The 25,661-nt window shown below is 52.1% G+C and carries 33 protein-coding genes; 5 read left to right on the top strand and 28 right to left on the bottom strand.

Going from position 1 to position 25,661, the window contains the following annotated elements; translation table 11 throughout:
- Nucleotides 1-6 precede the first annotated feature (6 nt).
- The 26 genes from STSP2_RS05330 to STSP2_RS05210 all read right to left on the bottom strand — a co-directional run bounded on the left by STSP2_RS05330 (nt 7) and on the right by STSP2_RS05210 (nt 18,572).
- Nucleotides 7-606: a hypothetical protein gene (locus STSP2_RS05330; protein WP_146660567.1), complete on the bottom strand. Its 600-nt coding sequence runs from the start codon at nt 604-606 to the stop codon at nt 7-9.
- Nucleotides 599-1,384, bottom strand: coding sequence for a glycosyltransferase (locus tag STSP2_RS05325; protein ID WP_146660565.1), 786 nt, complete (start codon nt 1,382-1,384; stop codon nt 599-601). Before STSP2_RS05325 ends, STSP2_RS05330 begins: the two co-directional genes overlap by 8 nt.
- Nucleotides 1,378-1,947, bottom strand: a complete 570-nt coding sequence (locus STSP2_RS05320; RefSeq protein WP_146660563.1) for a hypothetical protein — start codon at nt 1,945-1,947, stop codon at nt 1,378-1,380. Before STSP2_RS05320 ends, STSP2_RS05325 begins: the two co-directional genes overlap by 7 nt.
- Nucleotides 1,944-2,948: a hypothetical protein gene (locus STSP2_RS05315; protein ID WP_146660561.1), complete on the bottom strand. Its 1,005-nt coding sequence runs from the start codon at nt 2,946-2,948 to the stop codon at nt 1,944-1,946. Before STSP2_RS05315 ends, STSP2_RS05320 begins: the two co-directional genes overlap by 4 nt.
- Nucleotides 2,942-4,666, bottom strand: coding sequence for a hypothetical protein (locus STSP2_RS05310; RefSeq protein WP_146660559.1), 1,725 nt, complete (start codon nt 4,664-4,666; stop codon nt 2,942-2,944). Before STSP2_RS05310 ends, STSP2_RS05315 begins: the two co-directional genes overlap by 7 nt.
- Complete coding sequence (locus STSP2_RS05305; RefSeq protein WP_146660557.1) at nt 4,666-5,451, bottom strand: hypothetical protein; 786 nt, start codon at nt 5,449-5,451, stop codon at nt 4,666-4,668. Before STSP2_RS05305 ends, STSP2_RS05310 begins: the two co-directional genes overlap by 1 nt.
- On the bottom strand, nt 5,448-7,436 hold the full coding sequence (locus tag STSP2_RS05300) for a phage tail tape measure protein (RefSeq protein WP_146660555.1): 1,989 nt from the start codon (nt 7,434-7,436) through the stop codon (nt 5,448-5,450). The genes STSP2_RS05305 and STSP2_RS05300 overlap by 4 nt, the downstream gene beginning before the upstream one ends.
- A 16-nt stretch (nt 7,437-7,452) precedes the next feature.
- Nucleotides 7,453-7,797: a hypothetical protein gene (locus tag STSP2_RS05295; protein WP_146660553.1), complete on the bottom strand. Its 345-nt coding sequence runs from the start codon at nt 7,795-7,797 to the stop codon at nt 7,453-7,455.
- Nucleotides 7,794-8,159 carry a hypothetical protein gene (locus STSP2_RS05290; protein ID WP_146660551.1) on the bottom strand — a complete coding sequence of 122 codons (366 nt, stop codon included), beginning with the start codon at nt 8,157-8,159 and terminating at the stop codon, nt 7,794-7,796. Before STSP2_RS05290 ends, STSP2_RS05295 begins: the two co-directional genes overlap by 4 nt.
- On the bottom strand, nt 8,146-8,376 hold the full coding sequence (locus tag STSP2_RS05285) for a hypothetical protein (RefSeq protein ID WP_146660549.1): 231 nt from the start codon (nt 8,374-8,376) through the stop codon (nt 8,146-8,148). The genes STSP2_RS05290 and STSP2_RS05285 overlap by 14 nt, the downstream gene beginning before the upstream one ends.
- A 53-nt stretch (nt 8,377-8,429) precedes the next feature.
- Nucleotides 8,430-8,867 carry a hypothetical protein gene (locus STSP2_RS05280; protein WP_146660547.1) on the bottom strand — a complete coding sequence of 146 codons (438 nt, stop codon included), beginning with the start codon at nt 8,865-8,867 and terminating at the stop codon, nt 8,430-8,432.
- A gap of 13 nt (nt 8,868-8,880) precedes the next feature.
- The gene (locus STSP2_RS05275) at nt 8,881-9,315 is read right to left on the bottom strand and encodes a phage tail tube protein (RefSeq protein ID WP_146660545.1); all 435 of its coding nucleotides are present in this window, start codon (nt 9,313-9,315) and stop codon (nt 8,881-8,883) included.
- Nucleotides 9,316-9,327: 12 nt separating this feature from the next.
- A complete protein-coding gene (locus tag STSP2_RS05270; protein ID WP_146660543.1) occupies nt 9,328-9,744 on the bottom strand; it encodes a hypothetical protein in 417 nt (138 codons plus the stop codon).
- A gap of 15 nt (nt 9,745-9,759) precedes the next feature.
- The gene (locus STSP2_RS17290; protein ID WP_169853010.1) at nt 9,760-9,924 is read right to left on the bottom strand and encodes a hypothetical protein; all 165 of its coding nucleotides are present in this window, start codon (nt 9,922-9,924) and stop codon (nt 9,760-9,762) included.
- A 1-nt stretch (nt 9,925) separates the two neighbouring features.
- On the bottom strand, nt 9,926-10,501 hold the full coding sequence (locus STSP2_RS05265) for a glycosyltransferase family A protein (RefSeq protein WP_146660540.1): 576 nt from the start codon (nt 10,499-10,501) through the stop codon (nt 9,926-9,928).
- Nucleotides 10,501-10,854 carry a phage tail protein gene (locus STSP2_RS05260; protein ID WP_146660538.1) on the bottom strand — a complete coding sequence of 118 codons (354 nt, stop codon included), beginning with the start codon at nt 10,852-10,854 and terminating at the stop codon, nt 10,501-10,503. Before STSP2_RS05260 ends, STSP2_RS05265 begins: the two co-directional genes overlap by 1 nt.
- Nucleotides 10,854-11,108: a hypothetical protein gene (locus tag STSP2_RS05255; protein ID WP_146660537.1), complete on the bottom strand. Its 255-nt coding sequence runs from the start codon at nt 11,106-11,108 to the stop codon at nt 10,854-10,856. Before STSP2_RS05255 ends, STSP2_RS05260 begins: the two co-directional genes overlap by 1 nt.
- Entirely contained in the window at nt 11,105-11,533 is a 429-nt protein-coding gene (locus STSP2_RS05250; RefSeq protein WP_146660535.1) for a hypothetical protein, read from the bottom strand. Before STSP2_RS05250 ends, STSP2_RS05255 begins: the two co-directional genes overlap by 4 nt.
- A complete protein-coding gene (locus tag STSP2_RS05245) occupies nt 11,533-11,769 on the bottom strand; it encodes a hypothetical protein (protein WP_146660534.1) in 237 nt (78 codons plus the stop codon). The genes STSP2_RS05250 and STSP2_RS05245 overlap by 1 nt, the downstream gene beginning before the upstream one ends.
- A gap of 15 nt (nt 11,770-11,784) precedes the next feature.
- Nucleotides 11,785-12,126 (bottom strand): hypothetical protein, encoded by a 342-nt coding sequence (locus tag STSP2_RS05240; RefSeq protein ID WP_146660532.1) that lies wholly within the window; start codon nt 12,124-12,126, stop codon nt 11,785-11,787.
- The gene (locus STSP2_RS05235) at nt 12,123-12,461 is read right to left on the bottom strand and encodes a DUF2190 family protein (RefSeq protein WP_146660529.1); all 339 of its coding nucleotides are present in this window, start codon (nt 12,459-12,461) and stop codon (nt 12,123-12,125) included. Before STSP2_RS05235 ends, STSP2_RS05240 begins: the two co-directional genes overlap by 4 nt.
- Nucleotides 12,462-12,480: 19 nt before the next feature.
- A complete protein-coding gene (locus STSP2_RS05230; RefSeq protein WP_146660527.1) occupies nt 12,481-14,403 on the bottom strand; it encodes a phage major capsid protein in 1,923 nt (640 codons plus the stop codon).
- Nucleotides 14,400-15,827, bottom strand: a complete 1,428-nt coding sequence (locus tag STSP2_RS05225) for a phage portal protein (RefSeq protein ID WP_146660525.1) — start codon at nt 15,825-15,827, stop codon at nt 14,400-14,402. Before STSP2_RS05225 ends, STSP2_RS05230 begins: the two co-directional genes overlap by 4 nt.
- A gap of 4 nt (nt 15,828-15,831) precedes the next feature.
- Nucleotides 15,832-16,026 (bottom strand): hypothetical protein, encoded by a 195-nt coding sequence (locus STSP2_RS05220; protein ID WP_146660523.1) that lies wholly within the window; start codon nt 16,024-16,026, stop codon nt 15,832-15,834.
- Between the two features lie 79 nt (nt 16,027-16,105).
- The gene (locus STSP2_RS05215; RefSeq protein WP_169853009.1) at nt 16,106-18,382 is read right to left on the bottom strand and encodes a terminase gpA endonuclease subunit; all 2,277 of its coding nucleotides are present in this window, start codon (nt 18,380-18,382) and stop codon (nt 16,106-16,108) included.
- Nucleotides 18,372-18,572 carry a hypothetical protein gene (locus STSP2_RS05210; RefSeq protein WP_146660518.1) on the bottom strand — a complete coding sequence of 67 codons (201 nt, stop codon included), beginning with the start codon at nt 18,570-18,572 and terminating at the stop codon, nt 18,372-18,374. The genes STSP2_RS05215 and STSP2_RS05210 overlap by 11 nt, the downstream gene beginning before the upstream one ends.
- Before the next feature lie 141 nt (nt 18,573-18,713).
- On the opposite strand from STSP2_RS05210, the gene STSP2_RS05205 reads away from it, so the two are divergent.
- The 4 genes from STSP2_RS05205 to STSP2_RS05190 all read left to right on the top strand — a co-directional run bounded on the left by STSP2_RS05205 (nt 18,714) and on the right by STSP2_RS05190 (nt 20,257).
- Complete coding sequence (locus STSP2_RS05205; protein ID WP_146660516.1) at nt 18,714-18,974, top strand: hypothetical protein; 261 nt, start codon at nt 18,714-18,716, stop codon at nt 18,972-18,974.
- Nucleotides 18,975-19,000: 26 nt separating this feature from the next.
- Nucleotides 19,001-19,498, top strand: a complete 498-nt coding sequence (locus tag STSP2_RS05200) for a winged helix-turn-helix domain-containing protein (protein WP_146660514.1) — start codon at nt 19,001-19,003, stop codon at nt 19,496-19,498.
- A 129-nt stretch (nt 19,499-19,627) separates the two neighbouring features.
- A complete protein-coding gene (locus STSP2_RS05195; protein WP_146660512.1) occupies nt 19,628-19,855 on the top strand; it encodes an AbrB/MazE/SpoVT family DNA-binding domain-containing protein in 228 nt (75 codons plus the stop codon).
- Nucleotides 19,856-19,858: 3 nt separating this feature from the next.
- Entirely contained in the window at nt 19,859-20,257 is a 399-nt protein-coding gene (locus tag STSP2_RS05190; RefSeq protein ID WP_146660510.1) for a type II toxin-antitoxin system death-on-curing family toxin, read from the top strand.
- Here the strand turns inward: STSP2_RS05190 and STSP2_RS05185 are convergent.
- Nucleotides 20,254-21,477 (bottom strand): DNA modification methylase, encoded by a 1,224-nt coding sequence (locus tag STSP2_RS05185; RefSeq protein WP_146660508.1) that lies wholly within the window; start codon nt 21,475-21,477, stop codon nt 20,254-20,256. The genes STSP2_RS05190 and STSP2_RS05185 overlap by 4 nt on opposite strands.
- Before the next feature lie 599 nt (nt 21,478-22,076).
- On the opposite strand from STSP2_RS05185, the gene STSP2_RS05180 reads away from it, so the two are divergent.
- Nucleotides 22,077-23,393 (top strand): ATP-binding protein, encoded by a 1,317-nt coding sequence (locus tag STSP2_RS05180; RefSeq protein WP_146660506.1) that lies wholly within the window; start codon nt 22,077-22,079, stop codon nt 23,391-23,393.
- On the opposite strand, the gene STSP2_RS05175 is transcribed toward STSP2_RS05180, so the two are convergent.
- Nucleotides 23,382-25,658 (bottom strand): AAA family ATPase, encoded by a 2,277-nt coding sequence (locus tag STSP2_RS05175; protein ID WP_146660504.1) that lies wholly within the window; start codon nt 25,656-25,658, stop codon nt 23,382-23,384. The two genes, STSP2_RS05180 and STSP2_RS05175, sit on opposite strands and share 12 nt — an antisense overlap.
- Between the last annotated feature and the right edge of the window lie 3 nt (nt 25,659-25,661).

The raw sequence follows: 25,661 nt of genomic DNA, 5'->3' as shown, positions 1-25,661 counted from the left end.
CATGATTTACAGCACATTTGCGACTTGTCCGGCATAATGGCCCCAATGCGGAATTCGGCACCGACGTTTACCCCTTGGCCGCCAGTGGGAGAAGTTCCTGCCGTGTCTGACATCCACGTTTGGCAGCTTTGACTGCAGCAGTTCCACCGGCCAGTTATCGCCGCGACCGGGTTCTAGCAGCTTGATCGGATCCGGCTGGGCGAGCTTTTGTTCTATGGCCTGAATCAAGCAGTCACGATCAGCGATCAGCTGGGACAGAACCCATTCTGACTTTTTGTAAAACCCTCGATTGGTCAGACGATAGACGTTTGTGTTGAACGCTACGCCATCGGTTTCAAGGGCAAAGTGCGATCGGTGGTAGAGGCAGTCGTGTTCGCACAGGTAGACCGTCTTTTCGGGGGTGGTGTAGAGCCCCATCAGGACTTGCCGCAGGATCGACCGAGCTGAAGGTGGATTGTAAAATACAAAGTTGTCGCCGAACTCCATAGGCTTGTGGGTGACGCTGGTCACGGCGATGCTGGAGCGTCTGATGTATTTGCGGGCGACCTTTGCAAGCCGGGTATCATCGATCGAATTGTCGGTGTAGTAGATGATCCGCTTACTCATGCCAGCCCGGAACCGGTTTGAATTTGTCAATCAGCCAACTCAGCGGACGCTGCTGATCTGGAGCTTTGTTGTTTCTGTAGAGCTTGTTTATGTGCCGCAGGGTCGCTCCCGGGGACAAATTGTGCTTTAGCCAGTCGGTCCGGGCTGGATTGCCTCGATGACGTCGGCCGATGTGCTCGCAGACGATATCAGAACACAGCAGAATCGGATTGGGCCCACTGCCGCAAAGCCAGTTCTTGAGCGACCATTCGATGCCCATGTAACCCCAGCCTGCATAACGCTCATTGAAGTTTTGCCAGAGGTTGCGGTGATGCATCCATGCACAGCCAGTCAGAGTCATCATGTCTTCCACTGTATTCTGGGGCGTTTTTTCATCCCAGAAGTGATTGGCCAGGTGCTTTGGGTGATGCATGACGTGCCTGATCAGATGCCGCTTGTCGGGTCGAAGGTTCAGGATCGATGCAACTGCCGTCGATCGCAAACCGGCAGCCTGGATCATTTTAAGGTCCCAGCCGTCGGTCAGCATCCGGCAGTGCCCATCGATGTGGAAGATATAGTCACCGCGAGCATGGATAACCGCCTCATTGATGACCACCCGCCTGCCTCGGTTCTGCGGATGGAAGATGGTGCGGATGCGTTTGTCAGGTATCACCCGCTGGCGCAGACCGTCAAAGTAGACGAGTATTTCAATCTCACCAGCTGCTGTCTCGAGGAGATTGGCAAGCGTGCGTTTTAGATGTCGTTCTTTATTGCAGATCAAAATCACACTGGTCAGCATATCCTGCCTTTCAAACGTCGGCTCGCCTGGTGGTGGCGGATGATGGCATTTTCAACGGTCATGGTTTTATCGATTGCGCAGTACTCAACCGGCAGGTTCAAAAACCGCTCCTGGTTTTTCCGCCAGATCAGCTCGAGGTTTCTCTGGTCCCACCGCCATGGATACTGGCGATTCAGCTGGATCCACAGCTCAAGGATCATCCTGGATCGGCGATTGTTGGCAAAGCAAAGTGTGCCGCTCATAAGTGAATGGGTCCTTTTTGAGGTGTCCTGGCCCCAGTACGCTTTGTCCATTATGTGAGCTGCCCAATCGAAGCCTGCAAGATCAATCTGCGGTTTACCATGTAATGTGGCATCCGCATCCACATAGAGGATGTCCTCGTCCAGTTCATCAAGGGCACGCAGGATCACATGCGGCTTACGGTGCGTGTTCTTTTGCCAGCTTCCCTTGCTCGGTATTTCGTAGATTTTGTGAGGCAGGTCGAACGCTTCCAGTGATTTTCGCAGCTTGCCAACTTCCTGTTCGTATGGCGTATCAGCAGTATAGAAACTTACAATCATCATCGTTTGACGTACATCCCTTCTGTGGATTGAGAAATATTGACCCGGCACATCTCAACAGCATCATGGATTGATTTGTGCTCAAACACCTTCAGGTGACTCGCCGGGCTGCAGTTAAATACCCGAAAGCCCACCTCATTCAAATAAGGCTTGAGCTGTTCTAAATACTTGGCAACATTTTTAAAGAGCCTGTTGTTGTGCTTGACGGCTGCCCGGTCCTCGAAGAAATACTTGTCATCACTGGTCATATGGAAATCAGCACCCAACAGGAACACGTTGCGAAAGCCCAAAAAATAGAGTATGTGCAACGCCGCCAGCATTACGGAGCGATTGCCGCCAGCGTCTTTGGGCTCACCCCAGACCACCTTGTCCTCATCGAGCCATTTCTTTGCATCGAAATCTGAGTGCCGTTTGTGGAAGAAGGTATTGGGACACTGCCATAGTTTCAGGTCGCTGTAGCCGCCCTTCTTGCGATCCCAGACAGGACGCTTGCGGTAATCGTACAGGGTGAACTTCATGATCGACGGGTCCTCCCAGATGCTTTGCATGAAGCGATATGGCGGATCCTGGCCAGTCCAAAGGTTCGTTCGTATTTTGTGGCCGCCATTGTTGAGGCTCATGGTCATAACACCGGGTGTGGAGGTAAGCTTTTCGAGATCGATGTCTTTTATGCTTGGACCATTACAGATCAAAAAGACGCTCTGGCCATGGAAAAGGTCGACCAGGTCGACAGTAGTTCCATCGCCTCGATAAAACACATCCTTATGCCATGCCCTGTGACGCTGGGGCTGTGATTCGATTATTACCTTTTTGTTATCTGCTGCCATTTTACCTGTGCCGAATCGGCTGCTTAGATAGTTTCTAAAATCCTCCGAGCTGTTTTGGCATTGGCCACATACATCGATGCACGCACTGACGACAGGCTCACCGCCGAGCTTGCCTGCCTTGCAGATGCCATGTAATGGTTTTGGTGACGGTTTCCAGTTTTTGCATTTGATCACCATATTGGGTCCACACTGGCAAAGCCCATGTCGAATTCGTAATAGTGCCACTGACCTATGCTCTCACCGTATTTGCCATAGCTGTTTGACACTGCAGTTACTGCACTTGGCGGCAGGTAACCGTTATCAGCCCAAAATGGAGCAGTATCCGTGTGATTTCGAAATTCACAACTTTCCTGGCCGGAAAGATAATTCATCCAAAACTCAAAGGTGTAACTGCCATCTGAATATTGCCAGTGGCATGGTGCATCGCGGGTCAAAATAAAGCTGCGTGTTTGGCTGTAATCGGGAACATCCTCACCATCAACGTACTTCCTGCCATAGCAGGTAAGCAGTACATGCGGTGGATAAGGTCCTGGAACCAGGCTGCATTCACCGATTTCATCCGAGCTTGGGATCACATCCGAACTGGGCCACAGGTCGCTGGATAACGCGTCAGAGCTTGGTAGATCAGAGCTTGGAAAATCGCTGGAAAGAGCCTCTTCACTTGAGACGCCAGAACTCATTGCAAAATCAGAGCTACCCCAGTCAGAACTTATAAAGTCACTGGAAAGCCCGTCACTGGACGGGAATCCGCTGCTTTGGGTTAATTCGTCACTGGAGGGCTGCTCATCACTGCTTAGCCCCTCACTTGATAAAGCCTCACTCGAGGCCAATTCAGATGATTGATCATCACTGCTTGGATGCTCACTTGAATCGGCATCACTGGAAAAGAAATCCGATGAAAGTCCTTGCTCACTTGAGGCTGCATCGCTCGAAACATCATCACTCGAAAGATCGCTAGAGAGGACACCCTCGCTGCTGAAAAACTCCGAAAAGTCTCCTTCGCTGGATCCCAACATACTGGACAGCAGTCCTTCGCTAATTGAACCTTCACTGAACGAACCTTCACCTGAAGATAATCCACCAATATCCGATTCATCACTGATGATGGCCTCGCTGCTGAGGATTTCACTGAGCAACACTTCGCTGCTTAGATAATCACTGCTGTAGTAGACACCATAGATTGCCAGGCACCACCACTTGCCGCTGCGATTAACTGCCGCGAATTCTGCGCCCACTTCGACATGTGGTATGTCGGTGACGTTGCAGATTACATCCAGCTTTTCCTGGACGACTTCACCGGCCGGGCCATACAGCTGGCCGACAAACATACTGTCACCGCCAAGACTGTCAACAATGACACCCATCCGAATACCGGTATCAGCCCGGTCTAAACGGACCAGCGACCACTTAAGGCCCGTACCGGCCTCTTTCCACAGTATGGTAGCCGAGCCGTTTTCGCTGCTTTGAAGACGGCTGGCGTCCCCTGCTATCGGCTGGGCAAAGCTGTGCGACTCGTCATAGACCTCGATCCGAACACAGCAGATACCGCTAATTGCAGCGCGGATGATCTGGCCCGGTGCGGCAGGTTCGAGCAGGATTGCGAATCGTCCTTTTGATTGTTCGGATGGCAGCTCGCCCTTTAAAGCGATCGAGTTTACAAAGCCATCGATATCTGCTCCCGGCTCGATTACCGGTCCATTTATCCCGACAACGCTGAAACGCGGGCAGGTCTGATTGGTCTCGTTTTTAACCAGGATGAACTGATTTTCAGGGGTAAGTCTGGCTGTACCTTCGGTGTTGAGCTGGCGACTCTTGTAGTCCTGGGCAGCATCGATGAAGGTGTTGTATGTCTGGGCGGGGATATTCAGTGGCTCGCCCGATTTGACTTTTCTCATTATGCACCGATCCCCAGCAGGCTAAAATCAGCGAGTGGATAGACCCTCTCGACGTAGACCGCAGTCGGCCGTTTGACGATCGCACCGGCCGACATGTCCTCCGTGTCCTCATAGCGAACCCACATGTAGTCCCACCCGCCTTTTACGATTCCTGTAATGCTGCCGACTGTGATGTTCGACTTGTTCTGGCTGGCGGCGAACTTGAAATTGACCTCCCATAACCCATCCTGACCGATGCTGCCGGTTGCACCTAAAAACAGAACTTCACCAACCGCAAAGCCTCTAAACGGCAGGTTATTGACACAACCAGTCAGGTTGCGATATGTAAGTGCATTCGCGTTAGCGTCTAAGATAAAGTGCCGCTCCGAGAAGTTAAAGACAGGGACCGTAATATCGACACCGGTGACATCGCTCTTGGTGACGCCGATCGCACCGCCATACAAAGGAGCCGTGCTTCCTGATTTTGCATAGGCACTGATGGTCGACAGGGACTGGGTGATGTGCTGTGTGCCGCCAGTGGTATCAAAGCTGGTGGCGAAGCTGTTTACATCAGACGCCCCGCTGCCGTAGTGCACTGCTCCTTCCCACAGATTCTGGGCCAGGTGGTCTATGCCGTGGCTGTTTCGCGGCATGTCCTGGTACACATCGGGCGTTTGGGCCAGCAGAGCTGAAAGAGCTTCACTCTCATCGTCCGTGCCCTGGACAATAAAGCTGCAGGTAGCAGATGGATTCTGGCCCTTGGTGATCTGCGGACTGTCGAATTTTTCAGCTACGGTTATACTCAACTGAACCGGCCTCCGGCGAACTTGCTGATATTTAAAATCTGCTTGGTATTACGAGCAGTTTCTTCGGTCGCCTGGGCCGTCCTGTCCATGGCATTGCCGCTGCCAAGTCCACCTGCTGCAAAGGCGCTGAACGTCCCGGTTATACTGACAGAGGCCATCTGGCTGCCGATAACGTCGGATACACCCGCAAGAGCGGATTTTAGGTCCTTGGCACTTTCTGTGGCATCAAGCTCGGGCGATTTATCATCCAGCCCATTGCGTTTATCGCGGGCGGACTTGATGGCTTCTTTCCACTTGCTTTTTGCCCTTGCCAGCTCTGCCTCATTGGCCGCGATCTTAGCGGCATGGTCCGCATCCATCTCGGTCAGCTTTGCGGCAGCTTCATCCTCTATCCCCGCCAAAATGGCGGCATTCTTTGCAGCTGCTGCATCTCGTTTTTTCTGACGCTCGGCTTGGAGCTGGGCGAGTTTCGTTTGCTGATCATCCTCTATCTTGGCGATTGCCTTCTGGCGTTCTTCGTCAACCAGCTTGTTTTCGGTCTCGAGATCCAGCGTGTCATCAAACAGGCTCTTGATCCAGTTCCAGGCCTTTTTAGCTCCAGCCTTGATCCTCTCCCAGCTTTTTGCAAAGAATGACACAAACTTATTCCACGCTCGCGAAAAGAATGAAGTCGTCTCGATCCATGCGACCTCGAGCCCATGCCAGGCCAGCTGGGCAGCTTCGACGATCGTGTAAAAAGTCTCTGTCATCCAGGTCTGCAGGTTGTACCATACTTTCTTGAGTGCATTGACCCCCTGCCGCCATGTAAGCTTCAGCGAGAGCCAGAGTATCCTTGCAGCAAGGACGACATCGCCAGCTGCAAGTGCATCGCCTATTCCCCTGAAGGTCTGGGTTGCGGTTTTGGCAAGCACTCCGAACCGATCGCCCAGCCAAGCCAGCGCTTTTGCACCGGTTTGGCTTGTAAACAGCAGATAACCTCCCAGGGCAACCACAGCCGTTATGGCAAGTCCAATGGGAGATATGATTGCACTTATAGCGGCGGCAACAACACCGAACGCGGCTGAGACTGCAGATGCAATGGTGGCCAGGACCCCAAAAGCCGCACCGGTAGCCGAGATCAGCATCCCAAGGACTGCCAGCGAAACACCGGTCAAAGTCAGCATGCCGATTATCTTTGCGAAGGTAACGACCAGGCCCTTGTTCTGCTTGATCCAGTCGGAGATGGATTTGACCAGGTGCACGATGTGATCGACGCTGTCGTTGAACGCACCGGCAAGAGCCGAACCGATATGGAAGACCGCCATCTTCACGACCTTGTTGAGCTTGTCCATGGTGTCAGTAAATACTTCTGCGGCCGCTGCATCTTCACTGGTCATAGTCAAGCCAAGCTGGCGTGCCTGTTTCTGCAGCTCTTCGATCCCCTTGGCTCCATTCGCAAACATTGGCAGAAGATTGGTGCCGGTCCTGCCAAAGAGGGTCATTGCGATTGCCGCCTGCCGGGTTGGATCGGTGATCTGGCTGATCCTATCGCCTAATAGCTTGAACTGATCTTCGGGTGAGAGCCCGTCGAGATCCTGGAACTGCAGGTTAAGATCACTCAGGGCATCGACAGAGGTGCTAAGCCCCCTCCCCGCATCATATACACTCCGCTGCATCCGACGAAACGCATTCTCAAGAGAGACGAATTCCGTGCCGGTCTGGCTTGCCACAAATTTAAGTTCGCTTAGAGTTTCAACCGACAGGCCTGTGCGTTTGGCCATCTTGGCGACCTGATCACCCATAGAGCTGAACGACTTTGATGCCATAACAAAAGGAGCGGCCAGGGCTGCACCGATCCCGGCGAGCTTTAGACCCATGTTCCGGATGGTATTGCCGAAAGCCATAATCTTTCGCTGGGCAAGACGCAGGCCTTGAACGAGTTTGCTGTTATCAGCAAACAGCTCGACATACGCCTTACCCGCCCTGATTCCTTTTGTGTTGGCCATTTTCAGTTACCTGTTTCTAATCTTCTGATAGAGGCAAACAGTACCAGCCTTCAGGCAGGTCCATCTTGCCTGCTACCGTTTCGCCCTGTTTGTCCTTTACCCAGACCTTTGCATTTTTAATCGTCTCACGCAGCCTCACCGGTGCACCAGCAGGAACATAAACAGTCCGCGTAGAACATCCTGCAAGCGGAACCACCAAAAGGATGAGAAAACAGAACCAGTGGTCTTTAATTTTGTTCCGCAGCTTCTTGGCGGTATCCTTATCCGGTGAGCCGTCTTCGCAGCTCGGCTTTGAACGCTTCTCGCCCCACTTCAGCAGGACATTCAGGATCACTGTGACCATCGCAGTCAGCCAGCTCATTTGTCAAGAGCTCCTGCAACCGCCAGCTCGTTGTGTTTGATCTGAATGCCTTCCTTGAGCTGCTCGATAGTAGTCTGCGAAGGCTGGCTGCCGTTGGCTTTGGCATAAGCCTGCAGTACAAATCGAAGTGCCCAGTCGAGCTTCCGCATACCGGCATTGTCGGTGTCGTCAGGGATCTGTTTTTCAGCAAGCCGGATGGCGGTTATGATCGAGCCTTCGTACTTTTTCCACTTGAGCTCGAAGGGATTGTACCTGCTGCCCAGCCACAGGAAAAAACCGACTGTAGCGGCCCATACGGCTGCAAAACCGAAGCTGGAATTACAGAACCGCCAGATCATTTCCATTACGTTACTTATGTCCATTGAAATTACCTTTCCGGCCGGTGAAGGCCTCTTTTAGAAGATGTATGTTGCTCTCGTCGATTACTATCGCCTGGGATTTATCCGAGCCGTTCTCGAGCGGATTGAAATCGGCGGGCTTAAAGCTTCTGCTCTTTTTGGGGTCGCGGTTGACGTTTGCCATCATCGCAAGGACGGCAGATGTATGTGACCAGTCATTCTGCATCTTTCCCTCTGCCATAAGCAAAACCTCACGCAGAGTCAGCCCGCCCGGATCGATGCCAATCTTGCCTGCTATCTGCCAGAGATCGTTCCATCGATCAGCTTGTCTATGTCGATCGCGTCCACCCTTTGTTCGATCGTTCTGATGGCTGTCTCGATCACTTTTGCCTGTGCCGCGACCGCCTTTGCCCTGTCCCGACGGCCGCGTTTCTGGAAAAAATCAATCAGCTCCTCGTAAAAGGCCTTTTGAGCAGCCAGGATCGTTTCACCACCCATGGACTGGCCGAACTGCTGATCCGAGACGTTCAGCTGGTCTGCTTGCGGTTTGCACAGGCAATAGATCACATCGCACAGCAGGATTTCATCGGTCCCCAGCCTGGTCAAAAGAGGCGGGTCGCCGTTTTCGGGTTCAAGAAGGTTAACGCCCAGAAGATCACGCACACGCTTGGCCGAATCTATGTTGAGATTTATGCTCCACGTCCGATCACTGCTATCTGTAAAAGTTTTCATTATTCGCTATCTCCTATGCTGCTACAAACCATTCTGTAAACTTGGCAAGCTTGGCGGTAACACTTACCGTCACAGCTTCTTCGAGGGGTTCATTACGGCTAAAATTCGTAATCGACCAGTCACCGGCGGGCCCTTCCGAGCCAGTCACAGTGCTGTCGCCGGTAAGCACCGCCATGCCTACAGTTCCCGAACTCAAGAACGCTGTCTTTATCGCATCAAACTGCGCATCGCCCGGCCGCCATACCATCTCAAACTCACAGTTACATTCACGCAACGTTGGTGCGGTCGCTCGCCACCCGCTGTTTCCCCGAGTGGAGATATCCGCCTCACCAGCCTCCAGGCTCAAGGTGACATCCTTGACGTTACTGTTTTCGGTCATCGTGGCGACATCCGCACCAGCATCGCCCTGGTAAAGCTTGGCGTTCATACCAAGAATAAAATCTGCCATCTATCCGGCTCCTTACTTAATCGCATCCTGCCACATTCCAGGCAGTTTGGGTTGTTCTTTTTCATAAGCCGGACCCATGAAAGGTCTGGCCTTGACTTCGATTTGCTTTTTCTTATCCTTGTTTTTGACCGTTGTACGACCACCATATTCCAGCACGCTTGGAGTCTCGCCCTGTTTGCTCTGCAGGTCCACCGGGCCGATCACCACTGATCTGTTCTTGGGTTCATAGCCAAAGAAGATAAACCTTTTCAGCAGACCACTGTGGCTGCTTGGAGGTTTGCCAGGCGGTGCCGATTTCTTGCGTTTTCGGATACTGCTTCTAGCAGAACGTCTTACATATGCACCGAACCGGCTTAGAACTCTTCTCGTGGTTTTGTCAACCGACTTAATCACGGCTTTGTCATTGAAGAACAGATATTTTAATTTCATGTTAGCTTCATTGCCCTACTTCTGGACCGTGGTATCGGTGGTCTGGGTCAGTGTTGCCCTGGCATCAGTAAAACATCCGGACTTGTGGTAGTGCTTGGCCTGGCCGTCTTCGACAACCGTGCTGACATCTGTCGCATCTGTTATTTCCTGCCCGCATTTATCACATATTACTTTTATCACTTTAAAATCCTTTCAGATGCATGGCCTGGTAGACCGGGTGTCTTTTAACTTTGTAATTGTCATCGAGCTGGTTTATGGACTGCAACGCCCACAGGCACTCGCATTTGCCCTCGCCGTTGTTCCACTTGATCTGCCTGGCAATTTCTGATTTAAGCAGTATGGCCCCGAACTGGATATGCTCGACGATCGGATCCACCCGGATCCCGGCACCGACCAGATCTCCATCTTCTTCGAGCATCTCGCGAAGGCCAAGGATGGCATGCTGCGGTATCAACACATCGGCGTCGAGCAGGAATACATATTCGGTATCGACCGCCTGGCAGAGCTTATAGCGGACATATGGAATGTTCTTGGACTTGCCGCCAAGCATCCGCTGGACCGATTCGAGCTTTATGTCAACCGGACCAAAGATGCCGTTATTGATGGCGGCCCGAAGCATCTCGACAGTTCCATCGGTACTGCCGTTATCCATTATCAGGATCTTGGGTTTTACATCCTGCTGCAGGCACCGCTTCAAAACCGTCATTATGGTTTCGGCGTTGTTGTATGTAGGAATGGCAAACGTAATATTATCCATCAGTCTTTCCTTATGAATATCAGATCATAGTAAGGCGGCAGGTTGTCCTCGAACGTCTCGGTAATGGGGCTGGCACCATGTGAATGTCCATAAAACGGCACAGGATAAGTGCAGCCAAATTCTACATAAACCGGACACCCACCTTCAAATGCGGTGCACCCGCCATGGCAGTGAACGTGAGATTGTGAGCCGCCGATTCCGCCGACTGAACTTGCGCCCCTGACGAAACGGTTTCTAAGATCGGGAGTGCCGTTGCTACCGTCACAGACGCTCCATCCCCTTGGCACATCGCTTAAAAGCCCAGACCACATGATTATCATGCCTGGTGCAAATACATCACCTCGATGCGGCATTACCACGTACCTCCAACAACAGTGACTCCGTCACCAGCTGAACCCTTGACGTTTATCCGAGCCAGGTCGACGCGGATAAAGGTGTGCCACTCACCCGGAACCAGCGGCACCTGATCACCTGTATCACCAAGCAGGATTACCTCAGATGAGTTGCCACTCAGGGCGGTAACCGTCACGGTTCCGACTGTCTTGCTTTCGGACAGCTGCTGGAACTGGTCTGTTAAATCAATTTTTCGGGCGATGATGTTGTTCATTTCATCACTTTGTAAGTAAGGGTCAAAATACTAAAAAACGTCCTGTGCTCCGATAAATGTGAAGGCGAATAGATGGGCTCGTTATGACACCCTGCCCACACGGCGTTGGGCACATCGGGTAATGCAAGACACGCGAAGAACTCAGCAATCTCTTCAGTGAGCGTCATAAGACCGGGTAGCTCATCGTCGACTTTGCCGGTGAGCTTTTTTTGAATACCGACATCCACCTGGTGCTCATACTGCCGCATCGCCCTGCTTGCGTTAGTCGTATCCACCGAGCGGGGGACGACCGTCACCGTAAGATCCTTTAACTGTGCCAGGGAGAATTCTGGCAGCAGTTTTCTCTCGGCTGTGAAGGCCTTTGAGAACTGGTGGCCATTGAGCTCGGCAACGATCGCATCGGCTAGTTTTATGCTAACTGACATCACACACCTCGTACCAGTTGAACCAGCAAGCTGACAGAACTTGTAATCACAGCTGCTGTAATCAGCCACACCAGCTTGTTCCTTGTCGCCTGGGCACGCTCCAGGCGATCGATGCGAACCTTGAGTCCCAGCTCACCGTTGCCCCTGATCGCATCATCGAGCTTGTCGATCTTGCGGGTCAGCTGGGCAAACTCGTCTTTGCAGACATTTTCATACTGATGGTCGTTGCAGGTCATAATTTAAAAGTCTTTCTAAATTTGCTTGGTGTGGATCCGATACATATTCCTGTCCGGCCCAGTCCATCTCCAGCATCCATCACCGGACAGATTCATCACCTCAAAGGTCTTATCCTCGGCAACAATCGTATCACCGGGCTGCGGTTCAAATCCAAGAGCCGCCGAGGCAATCAGAAAATCCCAGACGAAACTTCTGATCGAGATGCCGTGTTCATCTTCCAGCTGTAAGTCTGTCTTGGCAAACACGGCATTTATACTCACCTCTATCTGATCCTGCCGATAGATGATCTGGCTGGAGCAGTGCTTTGTAAGCATCTGCCCCAGCCAATCGAGACCCTGGTTCAGCATGTCGGTCATGGTGACAGTCTCAAACGCACGGCCGTATCATCATCACCAGCAGCAAGGATGCACTTGCCCATGTACTTGTTCGCTCCGCTGCCGTCACTGGTGGTGGCCTGGCTGTCAACCTCGTCCCAGTAAAGCTTAGCCCCGGCCGCGATCGCCTCACCAACACCGGTCGCCTTGGGCACATCGAATACTCCTACCACAGCCAGTGCACCAAGCTCACCTGCTGCGATGTCGAGCTTCGCAATCCCTACCAGATCGCCCTGGACGACCACATCGCCTGCTGTGACATCGACGTCCGGCGTATAATCGATCGCATCGCCTCTTTGCTTATAAACTGCTGTCATATCTATCTAACCTTTCCTGTTACACACCATCAGATTTGAGCATGCCACGCCAGTCCTGCTCGCGGATGCCGATATCAAAGTAAACCCTGAACCACATACCAAGCGTGTTGAAATCAGTATTGCCTCGCTCGATCGTCGGACTGCGTCTGCCCTTGAGATAGCCGATTTCGAACGTATCAACCTGAGCAGGGTTGCCGAACAGATACCACCCAGTCTCTGAACTGCCCGGATAATTCGCGTTGGTCAAATACGGACTGGAGAGAACGGTAAGATTCTCATCGGCCATCGCGTTCATCGCAGGCATAATCGTCGGATCCGTCCCGGCAGAAGCATCACCGCCGGACATGATCAACTGAGCACCCCTGGTCAGCCGAATCGCATCGAACTTGAGATTTGTCGGGACCAGCATGAACTTGGGTTCCACGCTAATGGGCTGGCCGTCCGCATCGGTCTGATCCAGATACATCTGCACGGCCTGAGTCAATGCCTCGTGTGAGAGTGCACTGTCGGTGCCGGTCAGGATGTTCTTGTGACCTGTATGGAACAGAGCCTTGTTGTCACCCTGCTTGGGATTGGCCAGCAGACGCTTGAAGAATAACTGATCGATAAGTCGAGCTGCCCTGTTACCCATAGAGGTGGGAAACTTCATGAAAGCCCCAAGGTCATCGTTGATGATCATCTTTCGGGTCAGGACAAACTTCTTACCATAGGTATCGAGCTGGTTGGTGGCCTTGTCCTCTCGAACACTGCCGTCCTTGATCTCACCATCAGCTGCGACCGGCTCAAGATCGCCAACATCGGTCAGCCTGAAACGCTCGTTTTCCTTAAAATCGTTGAGGTCACCATCCGAGCACAGTCTCGGTGCGATCAGTGGCTGAGACTGGAATGCCTTGAGCATTCGCTTGTTCGCCACGTTGGAGAGAATGCCCGGCAGGCTGACCGTACTGAATGCCGCCTGGATAAGGGCGGTATCACTGTCACCGGGCACGGACATCCCTTCGATGCGTATGCATTCCAGCAGCACATCAGGCAGTGCCTTGGCCCGGATTTTATCAGCCGCCTCGACGGTTGCCTCTCCATAGTCTTTGAGCAGCTCATCGCCGGACAGGCCTGCACGCAGGCAAAGAGCTGCTTCAAGGGTGTTTTTCATAGTATCTCCCTGGGGTTGACGTTTAACACTGATCCCGACATCGGCCTTGGGACGCGACTCGCGGATGGCCTCGAGCACAGCTTTTGATGTTTTTTCGATCGACCAACCGGCCGTGATCGCCTGCTCTTCGATGTCGTCATACTCACCACCGCATAGATTCCTGATCGCAGCGACTCGTGTGCGTTCCTGCGATATGGCTTTAGCTGCGATCTCGGTCTGGTCGATTGGTTCAGCCTTCGCAGGCTCTTCTGCCCCCTTTGCCTGTGCCTGGATCTCTTGCTCTTTCTCGTCGGTCTTGAGATCGAACATCGCGGCCACTTTCATATTGGTACTGTCATCAGCTCCAACTGCCACTACGGACACCTCACGAAGGTTAGAAGCCTTAATGTGATAGAACGGAGCATCATGCTCGATGCCGTTGACAGTACGGCTTCCGGTCTTGACCAGCTCGGCATCGACGACCTCTGCGCCAATCGAAAGCTGCCAGTCGGCACCGGCCTTGGCCTGCTCAACAATGCCCTTGGCAGTCCCGGCCGAGGATGTGATCTCACCGCTTATGACAAGGCTACTCTCTTCGATGCTTGCTGAGACCATGCCGACACGGGAGGTCGTGCGGTTTTCGTGGTTGGTAAGCAGCGGCACGTTTTCTGGGATCTGCAAACCTGCCAGATCCACCACCACTGGATGTTTCCATCCGGGCAGATTCATTTTGCCGCCCGAATAGGCGAGACCCGAAACTCTCGGGTTCTGTGAGGAATTACTCTCGGCTTTAATCGTCAGAAACTCTTTCATGTATTTGACTCCTGAAAACTTTCTTGTGCAGGTTTTGGTTTTATTTCGATAAGACCAAGCTCGGTCATAACTTTCTTTTCACGAGCGAGCTGGCGAAGTTCTTCTTCCCAATCACGTCCTTGCCGGGCATATTCATAAGCCAAAGTCGTGGTTTTACTCTTTAGCCTGGCTGCCTGGGCATTGGCTTCCTTGTAAGGATCAACATGCTCCATGCCATCCCAGAACCACTGATGGGTTGGCAAAGAGGCAAATCGATCGCCTCTAAACATCGAGTATTCCAATAGCCAGCTTTGCAGGATCCGGTCCAGTACGTTCGATGCCGTAAATGCCTGGTCGATCCTGATCGCCTTATAGTAGGTCTGATGATCCAGCCTGCCGGATGAGTAGTTGTAGCCCGATGAGTTACCAGCCGCCACGTTGAACGGCATGTTCAAACAGCGGGCGATTTCGTTAAGTATTTCCTTTTTAAACTCAGCATATGTCGTCGCGGGCTGCTTTGGATCCAGCTGGGACATCTTCCAACCGCCCGGCATGGTTAAGAGCATGTTCCTCTCAAGCTCGATCAGATCCATCGGCTCGACCGCATCAGCTTCACCCGTTGCCGGTGCATCAGTGTACAGAATGCCAGCAAAGTTCGCTGCCGACTCGGCCGCCGTCAAGACAGCCAGCGTAAACCTTCTAAGCTGGGCAAACAGCCCCAAGGCCGGTGTAATCTCAGGGATCCCGCGATGCAGCTCCGGTCGATCGCTTCTGAAAACGTGAATCATCGACGAGGCCGGTATAATCACAGCCTTCTGCTGATAGTCCAACGCCGCACCACCTGGATGGTATCGCAGAACCCTGTAGCTTACCGGGTTGCCGAACGCATCCAGCCGGATCCCGTCTATTTCATCATCGCTCTGATTGAAGCTAAGCTCGCTCGTAACCCGGTCAGCTTCTATCAGCTGCAGGTCCAGCTGGACCGGATGTCCAACTGACGGGTTATCAGCCAGGACCGCAAACGATTCTCCGTCCTGGCATCTGGCCATCCTCATCGTTCTAAGCTTTGCAGCCAGTCCGATCGACTGGGACCAGCTTGAAAACTCGTTTTCGATCTCACGATTCAAACATGCATCTTCAGTGAGCATCTGCAGCCTTGGTCCGGTCCCGATCGTATCGTTGGCCAGCGTCAAAACTATGCCACGGGCATAGCTGTTATTGGCCACTTCGTACCTGGACCGTTCTCTGAGTGCCTTGCGAACCTCCGGCGAGGCAGCCATATCGGCTGAGAAACCGTCAGCCGCCGCCCAGTGCTTTTGATTCTCATTGGTGGTCTGTGCGGCGTCATACCGACCTCGGATTCTCGCTGGGCCTCGCCGGAGCTCGCTTGCAGAAGCACTTTTCTTCTCGGTTGTTCTATTGAAAATTGTATTAAGTAGCTTCAAACCCTCATGCTCCCGGCGGCACCATCTTGCTCATTTGAATACCAAGTCCCTTTGATCTGGCTGCCTTCTTGGAGGCCAGGTAACGATCAACTGCTATCTGATCAGTCAAACCATGCTGTTCAACTTCACCGGCATCACCTCTGACCTTCTTTGGGCCCTGGGCATTCTGTTCCAGGTTTTGTTCAAGTGAATCGCTCATTCGCCATCTCTCAAAATTGATCTCACATTTATTTCTTACCCGGCAAACGGGCAAATTGGCGAAGAACGCGAAGAAAAACTTAGTGCCTGCGAAGATTTCTTTTGAGATTGGAAAGTTTGATTCTTTTGCGAACATCTGCAGCCTGAGTCTGCGTTCCCGGCAAGACCGCACCCTGGATACTTGCCGCAACAGCACATCCAACAATCCCATCAAACCAGTGGTTGTCGTTAGCCTCAGGTCGCAGCTTCCATTCATCGACCGTCCTGCCGCGACCTGATGTCTTAACGCGATACTCGGCCAGAAGATGCTCGGCAAAAAGCTGATGGACAACCGGGTTGCGGCCGTACAACGAAAGGCATCCGCTATCACCCATAGGCACTGCCATGCGGCTGTGAATGAAAGATTTCCAGTAGTTGGTATCATAAAGAACGTGACGAATGGCTCGCTTGCCTTTTACGTTGGGTATTCGCCAGTTGTGGCCAACTCGGTCTCCACGTTTTTTCTTGTACTCGATAAACGGCGTACTGGCTGCGCCGACATACCTTCCATGGCTTGGGAAGATGACCGAGCCGAACTGAGATTGACGGCAGAACTGGTAGACCACATCAGTCGATGTACCCCAGTTAGCGTCGATCAGACAGCGGTCGATCTTGATAAAGGCTCCATCATCCCGCTGCCATTCCCTGGAAAGGTAATCCTCGGTTAAAGATTCAAGCCCTGCATAGATGCTGCCTTCAAGCCCTGCTCCCTTTTTTATGTCGGTCAGGGTAGGTCTGGCATCGCGAAGGGTAAAGTATCTCCGCTTCTGATCAGGATAGGCTCCGTAATCGACCACATAGCCGCTAAAATTGCTCTCCCATGCACAGACAACATAAAACAGCAGCTTGCCTTGCACATCGATGAACATCGTCATATGGTCACAACCGATTGGGATCTCACCCGACTTGAAGCCGTTCAGCTTTTGGGCGATCTCATCGACGGTTAAAAGCTCATCATCGCCAGCATTTTCGGGCAGAGGTTCGTTCTGATACTCCGCCCAGAACGCGGCTTCATCTTGTAGCTTTAGATTCATGGCGTGCTGGATGGCTGAGAGTTCATCATGGTTGTATCGCCTGGCCCAGGCGACCTCGGCCCCGGCATCCATAGTCTCTTGGTGCTGTCTGTAGAACTCGGTCGCATCTCGCATATCTCCATGCTCTCGCAATGAGTCTGCCCTGATCTGCGCGTATTTATCCCAGAGTCTCTCATCGTCAGGAAACGAATAGACCATCTTTGTTCTCTCACCATTCCATTCGGGATGTTTTTCGCGGTCGAGTATTCGGTCCGCCATATCACCGGGACGGATTACAGTGCACGGCATGATACCAGAGATCTTTTTGCCCGGTCCGGCTAAACCAAGAACCGCACCAGCCAGTATCCTCTCTCTGTTTGCGCATTGACTTAGCGACCGGGCCGATTCATCGGTCTGGGGGTCATCAAGGATCACCAGGGATGGACGCACCGTCTGACCATCTGGACGCTTGAACTTCATACCACGGATCCGGCCGGTGATACCCGCCACTCTGATGATAGCCCCCGAAGCTGGTGAGCCTTCAATGGTTGGCAGCACAATCTCATTGGCCGTCCAGCTGATCTGGGTTCGCTGGCCATTGTAGAGCTGACCGCTGCAGCGGTTCGCAATACCATCGAGTGAATGGATCGGATAGCACACTGACGGGAAATCCTCCAGCAGCAGATCGTTGGATTCGAGTTCGGTCTTAATAGATTCGAGCATACCAAGGGCGTGCCCTTCATCACTTCCAAGCAGCGTCACGAAGTTGCGGTGGCCGTAGACCAGTGCCCAAAGACATGCCGTCTCTGCAAGGGTAGATTTGCCACTGCCACGCGGCATTGCCATGGCAAACAACCCACCATGCAATACCGCCTGTTCGATCCTGAAGATGACCCTCAAATGGTCATCCGACCACTCCAGGCTGAAAGTCTGCGGGAAATACGACTCACAAAACAGCCTGAAATCATTTTTACACGCCTGCTTCCTCCTGCTATCGACTACCTGGGGAAGCTCGCCGATCTCACGACCCGCTGCCGAAAGCGATGCATTGCGGGCACGGGCGGCCTCTTTCATGGCCTCATAGTCGCGCGGCCCTTCGGACTCGGTCTTTGGCCTGTGCCGCTCATCGACAAGCCAGGCGATGTATTTGAACAGGTTCACCATCTTGCCGTCAGAGGAGATTCTATAGCCTGCCTGCTGGCGATGCCGAAAGATCTTCGTCCCCTCGGCAACCGTTCCAAGGCTGGTCGAGTTCAAGAGCCTGGTAAGCTCTGCTGGTTTTAGCCTGGATGGATCAATCGCCACGGCCATCCTCCTTCACCAGCCAGGCTGCGTACTCGACTATGTTGATAGTGCCGTCCTCATTGACTGGCGCACCGGCCTTGATGTCCGCAGATATTGTCTCGGTATTTGCGAACTTCGAGCCTGATTTTCGCAGGATCTCGGCGGCTTTCTTTGGCGAGATAGCAGTGATTCTGGCAGCATTGGAGGACATCTTCGCACACACCTGAAATTATCGTAAATTCTTTTGAAATAACGGCTTACATGACTTGATTAAGCCCGCTTTGATGGTAATGTCTAACCAGCAAAAGCGAGCTAAACCATTTTAGAGCAAGGACTTACAGAAAGGCACAACATGCGTATCACGCGAATCGAATTCGAAGGACAGATCGGCTACTTCGCCACCGCACACCGCAAACGCTACACTGATCACATCGAAGTAGAACTTCTCACTCCGGATTTTCCAAACGGCAAGCAGTATCAGATCGCGGCCAATAGCGAAGAGGACATCTACGCGATGGCCGAGCAAATGCAGTTGAGCCTTGAAGGCTATCGCGGCACCAACTCCGACATCCACGACTATTACCGAGAACTCATTCGTCTTGGCAAATTTTAAGAACCCTCTAACGAAAGGAACGAAACATGAAAGCTAACCAACTCAAACCCGGAACCATCTGCTCCTGCAAAGTAGGCTCGAACACCACGCAGGTAAAACTGCTCGAAGCAGAACCCAAAGGCGGATGGAAAGTTGAGAGCCTTACCAGCGGCAAAACCATGACCATCCGAAACGCCGACAGGCTAGAGCCTGCCGACACGGCCGAGAAAAGCTCCAAGGCCGACAAGTCCCCGGCCAGCAAAACCAAAGGCCACACGGGGGGACCTAAAGGCTCTGAGGCCAAACGCGAGAGCAAGCGGCTGTCGCTTCTCGATTCGGCCGCTGTTATTCTCGAAGTCATCAGCCCGCTGTCCTGCAAGGACATCGTCGAAAAAGCGATTGAGACAAACATCTGGCAACCCAAGTCGGGCAAGACACCTGCCAACACGCTCTATGCCAGCATCCTTCGTGAGATCAACACCAAGGGCGACGACTCGCGGTTCCGCCGGGCCCAAGAGAGAGGCAAGTTCGAGTTGGTCAACTAAAGACACCATTAACCCTTCACCTCCCCAGCCCCGGTATTTTCTGCCGGGGTTTTCTCGTGCACAGTTGGCCTTGACTTCCGTATATACAATGTGTATACTTTGTTAAACACATTTGCTAAGGATAAAATCATGATTAAAAAGCTTACAAAACACGGCAACAGTTATGCCATGGTCATTGACAAGCCTATCCTGGACCTGCTCCAGGCTACGCCCGAGACATCTTTTGAGATTATTTCCGATGGCCGTTCGCTGGTTCTAACACCCGTTCGCAGCCCCGAACAAGAAAAGAAATTTCACGATGCCGTCAGTATGATTCACGAGCGATTCGGCAATGCCATGAAAAAGCTGGCTGAGTAACTCATGCAAATTCCTTACTTCCTTGACCTTGAACAAGTCCTGCGATTGCACGGCAGTCTTATTGAGAATTACGGAGGCCTTGCTGGCGTTCGAGACATGGGCTTGCTCCAATCTGCAATTGCAGCCCCTCAAGCCGCCTATGAGGGTCAGTTTCTTTACAATGACATCTTCGAGATGGCTGCGGCTTATCTTTATCATCTTGTTCAAAACCATGCTTTCCTAGACGGCAACAAGCGAATCGGAGCCGCCTCGGCGATCGTCTTTCTGGCAATCAATGACATCCAAATTCAAAACGACGAAGAAGGACTGGTCGAAATAACTCTGGGCGTAGCTAAGGGCCAGATAGGCAAAACAGAAATCGCCAAGTTCCTGCGTTCCAATGTCATAGACCCAATGCCCTAATCCTCAACCCCGGCAACTGCTGGGGTTTTCTCATTGGACCGCTTGGCCTTGGTCCCTGTGAATTCTTCGTACCTTTTGACAATCACATCGCAATAGGCCGGGTCGAGCTCCATCCCAACACACCGCCGTCCAAGCGTTTCTGCGGCGATCAGCGTCGTGCCAGAGCCCATGAACAGATCGAGCACCAGATCGCTGCGTTTAGAGCTGTTTACCAGGGCTCTCTGGACTATCTCCACCGGCTTCATGGTCGGGTGCAGCCGGTTGGCAGCTGGCTTCTTTTCCTGCCAGAGTGTGGTCTGTGTCTTGTCGCCGTACCACTTGTCTGATTCGCCTTTGATGTGAGCATAGAAAATCGGCTCGTGCTGGAACTTGTAGCGGCCGAATCCGAATGCCCCACAGTTCTTGGCCCAGATGATCTGGTTGCGGACTTCAAACCCTGCCTGCCGCATTGCCAGCTCTGTCTCGAGCTGCCACGACGATGCATGGCAGATGTACAAAGATGCGGTTTCCTGGATGCTTTCACGGAACCGGGTAAAGAAGGCGTCCATGAACGAAATGTAATCGGCCTCGCTGAGATTGTCGTTGTCGATGGTCATCTGCTCGGCAGTGCCGCCTACGTAGTTGACCCCGTATGGCGGGTCGCTAAAAACCATATCCGCCAGGCAGCCATCCATGAGTCTTTCGACATCTACCCTGCTGGTCGAATCGCCACACATGAGCCGGTGATCACCAAGCAGCCAGATGTCCCCTCGCTTGGTGATCGGCTCCTCCGGCGGCTCGGGAACAGCATCTGGATCCGTGAGCCCCTCGACCACGGCTTCGCTGTCACCATCCAGCAGCTTATTCAATTCCTCTTCATCGAACGCCAGCATGCCAAGGTCAAACTCTGCTTCCTGCAGATCGCCAAGCTCAATCTTGAGCTGACCCCAGTCCCACTCCGACAACTCGCCGGTCCGGTTATCCGCGATCCGGTACGCCTTGACCTGCTCGGGCGAGAGATCCTTGGCCACGTGGACAGGGACTTTTTCCAGGCCAAGTTTCTGTGCCGCCTTGAACCGGGTGTGACCACAGATGATCACACCATCTTCGTCCACCACGATTGGCTGACGAAAGCCGAACTCCTTGAGGCTCTGTGCAACGGCATCCACAGCCTCGTCATTGAGGCGCGGGTTGTTTTCGTAGGGTCTGATCGAGTCGGTATTTCGCTGGGTAATTCGCATATCGTTTCCTGGGATAAGTAGCAAGTAATCGGCTACCCATTTCTTACCCGGTAAAACGGCGTTTCGGCGAAAAAATCTGTTATGCACAAAAAACAAACTGTGGTCAGTAACGTGACTGGTTCCCGCTGCCTTTTCCTGCCATTTTGGCAGGAAGGACCCATTGGCTTGCGATCACCCTACGTCTTTGGGGTTTATTGCGGGGCGTTTCAGACGCCCGCATATACCCCCGTAGGGGGTAGAGTGTGACCATGTCCAAGCATATGTCCCAAATCAAATTTTGTAAACCACTGTAAATACAAGACTTACAGAAATCAACCCTTGGGACATCAGACACGTTTTCTGACATGACCTTATACTGCGCCGTGTCCTACGGGACATGAAACCCTTAACTTCCTGTAAAATAAGCACTTACGATTTTAAAGTTGGGACATGGTGTCCCTGATTTTAGGACATGATGTCCAAGCCATGTCCCGGCCATGTCCCAAATCATAATGCTAGTATGAACTGTATATCTAAAGCAATCCTTTAGCTTTTGCCTTGTATTTCTAAATCATACCTGCTATATTTACCTTGTATTTCTAAAGCAGTGGAGACAAACAATGAAGCGGATCGCCGAAAAAAAACTACTTGCGTGGATAAATTCCTACCGCCGCAAACCACTTGTAATCCGTGGAGCCAGGCAGGTGGGCAAGACCTGGCTTGTAGAAAACTGTCTGGCGAAACAATTTGAGAAGTACGTTAAAATTGACCTTGAAAAACAACCTCAATTCCATGCAGCATTCGAAGGAGACCTAACACCTAACAGGATGCTGGAGGTCATCGAATTGCACGCGGGGCGCATCACACCCGGCAAAACATTATTGTTCATCGATGAAATTCAAGGCTACCCTCGGGCAATCACTGCTTTGCGATATTTCTATGAAGAACTTCCCGAACTGCACGTTGTTGCAGCTGGTTCGATGCTGGAATTCGCGTTTGGTGGAATTTCCGTCCCGGTCGGCCGAATCGAATATCTTCACATAACGCCGATGACATTCTACGAATACATACTGGCCATCGGTAACGAGATTATCGCCGAAAGACTACTGGAGCACCCCAAAGATCATTCTGATGCCCTTGTGGAGGCCATTCACCAACATTTACGAGACTACTTCTTCATCGGCGGCATGCCTGAAGCAGTAGAGGCATACCGGGACACGAGATCAAAGCTGGAGTCTTACAAAATACATTCGCAAATCATCTCATCTTATCGAGAGGATTTTGCCAAGTATCGCCCTTCAGTTGACTATGCCTGTTTGGATGGAGTACTGGATTCGGTTGCCCGAAGCACTGGCCAGCAGATTAAATACACCCAACTTTATGAGCATGCGTCAGGGGTAACCAACCACAAAGCATTCGATTTGCTCTGTAAGGCCAAATTGCTTAACAGAATATCTTCGGCTAATCCATCCGGCTTGCCCTTGGGAGCCTCGCAAGGAAAGCGATTTAAAGCATCCATGCTGGACATCGGACTAATGCAGCACATGTGTGGCATCGATCCCTCAATTGCGGTTGGTAAGGAGAATCTTTTATCAATTTACAATGGTCAGCTTGCCGAACAGTTCGTCGCTCAGGAGCTGCTTGCCTGGCATACGGATAAGCTCTTTTACTGGTCACGCACTGCCAAGAGTTCCAATGCCGAGGTAGATTATCTTACGGTTCGCGACAGCACTATCTATCCGATCGAAGTTAAATCCGGCCCCGCCGGGCGACTTAGAAGTCTGCATTTATGCCTTGAAGCTTATCCCAATTGCCCACAAGGCTGGGTATTGCAAGATGGTCCGTACCAGGAATTGCCTTCGCAAAAACTCATCTTCTGGCCCCTCTATGCTACCCCACATCTGGGAAATCGCCAGCAGCTGCCGTTAGAGGCTTAATTCCTGTCGAACCCTGTTAACCTGCCTGACTGAACAACTCGTAACTTCTGCAATTTCCTGCGGAGGTTTACCGGGGTCATGTGTAAGCAAGGCCGCCGCCCACAGACTTTTTTCACCAGAGATCCCGGCACGATTTTTGACATAGACCATTCTTGAGCCAGCCTTTATTCTAGTGCACAAGCCATTCTCCATGGCCAGAGACAGCATATCGTTTGCCTTGCGTTCAGAAAGCCCAAGTATCTGCCCCGCTTCGTACACGATCGAATTCTTGGAGCATGGATCGTATGGTGCGACACAGCGATCGACAAAGTCCTCCAGTGACGGCGGCTTGTCCTTGGCTTTGGGCTTTGCCATTCCCAGCAGCTGTGATGTATCTACCTCATCTGTTCGCGAAAACAACGGCCACTGCCAATGCAATGCTATTGGGTCAATTGGTGCCCAACTGCGAATACCCGCTTCCATGACGAATATATCCTGCTCTTCATGTGGACGTATCACCAGATGGGTATCGGCCGCTCGCGATTGACTGCCTGCACCTGCACCGACATCGGTTACAGATTTGCCGGACTGATTGCCCTTGCTGGAATGGTGGATCAGCACAAAACCGCACTTCATCAAAGCTGCGTAACGATCTATCATATTGTAGATGCCTGCAATGGCACCGTTGTCGTTCTCATCAGTTCCAACCGGCAGTGTGCGATAGAATGCGTCAATAATTACCAGCTTATAACAGTTAGACTGCAAGCTCTGACAAATATCCCCGATAGAAACAATATCCTTTAGCTCACCTCTCAGCGAGATAACATCCACGTTTCCATCTAAGAGCCGCGCAGGCAAATTCATTGCCTTGCATACTTTCTCATAACGATCGATGATCAGATTTCGATGTAATTCGTTGTCGATGTGCAGGATTTTCCCTTGTTCAACTTCGAATCCCATCCAATCTATGCCTGACGCTATGGAAACGGCCAGTCGCATCGTGAGCCAGCTTTTACCCATCTTGGGCGCGGCAATGACATTCATTGTCTCACCTTCGCGCAACAGGCCATGAACCACTGGTTTGTTAAGACCACTGAATGTCTTGCGCAATTGGGCCAGTGAGTGAACTTCAATGCCATATGGCAATGGTGGAGACGCTTTTGCGGTCCCATCACACAACTTGCCAAGAATACCCGTCAGATCCACATCACCATCATCTGGCCCGTACCCGTCGGTTTTGAGTGCGGCAATAGACGCCGAATCGTCCCCGCCATATTCGAGCAGCTTATACACACCGAACCGATTATAGCCCTGCCTGGCCTCGAATGGATGGGCATTATCGCTCCACACATAAAAGACAGTGCCATCATAAGTAGCTGAATGCTGGCCGGTGGATTTGCCGGGCCTGTACCAGTACTGCTGATCAGATTCACTTTTGAGCGTCCAGCCATGCTTTTGAAGAATAGCCGTTATGTCGCCTCGCTCGTTGAAATCGTCGATTGGTGAGACGGTCGAGATTGTCGGTTGGATCTCGTCAGCCGAACTATTCGATGTTTTCGAACAGTTGCCTGCAAGTTTGTGCAAGAGCTCCGCTGGGACCGTTTCAATTTCATCAGGCAAATCTATAATCTCAGCGACCCGATGCGGCCGGGTATCGATGGGATCGCCTTTGCGGTTCCATGTGCCCGGCAGACGGCAGATGCGTGCAGAGTTGTATACGCTCATATCAACCTGCACCCTGTCCGTCGAACAGGCAGAAAGTTGCTGTAGACACCGTTGTATAAGCCCGCCATCATCAGCTGGTAAATCAACCCGATAGAGCAGCTGCGTACCATTACCTGAATTGACGCACATCGGCTTTGGAAAATCCATCGACTGTAAACCACTGGATATCTCTGCTGCCTTATCGAACGACAGACCCCTCTCTTCTTCGGTAGCACTGATGCCCGCTGGTCGGACCGGATCCACATCGATCAGCCACCAGCGACGACGCAGGATGTCCTTATCGCCTGTGGTCTCGCGGTTTTTGGCTTTCTTTAGACGGTTGTTTGCCCTTCCCAGCAGATTCGGGTTAACCGGGTTAAGGGTGACGTAAACGCCGCCATAGGTTTTAAAGTTGGCCAGTGCATTCGGTACGTCCTCGATGTGCTCGTAATCGAAATAGCCGCTTTGAACGTGCTGCCAGCTCGAGCCGGGCAAAACTGCATCCAGCATGCGAATCTCGAACACATCACCAGACTCAAAGAGTGTCTTTAAGACTCTTACGATTGTATCTCTGTTTTCCAATGG

The sequence above is a fragment of the Anaerohalosphaera lusitana genome, assembly GCF_002007645.1.
GTDB classification, from domain to species: Bacteria; Planctomycetota; Phycisphaerae; order Sedimentisphaerales; family Anaerohalosphaeraceae; genus Anaerohalosphaera; species Anaerohalosphaera lusitana.
This window is presented reverse-complemented; position numbering and strand designations above follow the sequence as displayed.